The organism is Megasphaera sp. AF13-6AC (assembly GCF_027685385.1).
Taxonomy (GTDB): Bacteria; Bacillota; Negativicutes; order Veillonellales; family Megasphaeraceae; genus Megasphaera; species Megasphaera micronuciformis.
Genome location: NZ_JAQCUN010000153.1, coordinates 1 through 1011, shown reverse-complemented (window position 1 = coordinate 1011; position 1011 = coordinate 1). Strand labels below are relative to the sequence as shown.

The window sequence follows — 1011 nt, the reverse complement described above, 5'->3', positions numbered from 1 at the left end:
CCGGAAGGAAGACGCAAGAGTGCGTAGTTGCCTTCTTTAGCAATAAGCTGCGCCGAAGAACCGGCAGAGCGAACGAGCTGAGCGCCTTTACCGATTTTCAATTCCACGTTGTGTACAACCGTACCGAGAGGAATACGCCCCAAAGGCAATGCATTGCCGATTTTAATATCCGATTCAGGACCGGATACAACGACCGTACCGACTGTAAGACCGTGGGGAGCAATGATATATTTCTTTTCGCCGTCTGCATAGTTGAGCAGTGCGATGTTGGCGGAGCGGTTAGGATCGTATTCGATCGTAGCTACTTTCGCCGGAATATTATCTTTAATTCGTTTAAAATCAATTATACGATAGCGACGTTTATGTCCGCCGCCTTGGTGACGAACCGTCATCTTACCGCTGTTATTGCGACCGCCTTTATTGGTCAACTTAGCCAATAAGGACTTTTCCGGTTTGGACGTCGTAATATCTTCAAACGTCGAAACGGTCATGAAGCGACGGCCAGCGGAGTACGGTTTAAATGATTTAATGGCCATTATATGGTGCCTCCTCCTTTATATCGTTCTACCTAAGCGCCTTCAAAGAATTCGATTGTTTCGCCTTCATGAAGGGTTACGATGGCTTTCTTGTAATCCGGGCGCTTGCCGATGTATTTACCCATACGCTTGAATTTGCCTGTCATGCGGATGGTGTTTACACTCTTGACCTTGACGCCGAAAACAGCTTCTACAGCTTTACGGATTTCAATTTTATTGGCATGAAGCGACACCTTAAATGTATATTTGCCATCAGACATCATCATCGTCGTTTTTTCCGTGATGACCGGTTTTACCAAGATATCATGCATCATCATTATGCGAGCACCTCCTCAATCTTAGCTACAGCGCTCTTTGTAATGAACAATTTCGTGTAGTGTAACAAATCGAAGATGTTCATATTTTCCGTAGATACGGACTTCACACCCTGAAGATTACGTGCGCAGCGAGCCATTACTTCGTCGCCGTCCGTAAT

At 45.7% G+C, this 1011-nt stretch carries 3 protein-coding genes; all 3 read right to left on the bottom strand.

Annotated elements, in window-relative coordinates:
* On the bottom strand, positions 1-536 hold a 536-nt coding region (rplB, locus tag PGX78_RS07410), incomplete at its 3' end, for a 50S ribosomal protein L2 (protein WP_270446237.1).
* A 32-nt stretch (positions 537-568) separates the two neighbouring features.
* Entirely contained in the window at positions 569-853 is a 285-nt protein-coding gene (rplW, locus tag PGX78_RS07405; protein ID WP_006943086.1) for a 50S ribosomal protein L23, read from the bottom strand.
* Positions 853-1011, bottom strand: a 159-nt coding sequence (gene rplD / locus PGX78_RS07400) for a 50S ribosomal protein L4 (protein ID WP_333524005.1), incomplete at its 5' end; no start/stop codon positions are given. The genes rplW and rplD, both read right to left, overlap by 1 nt.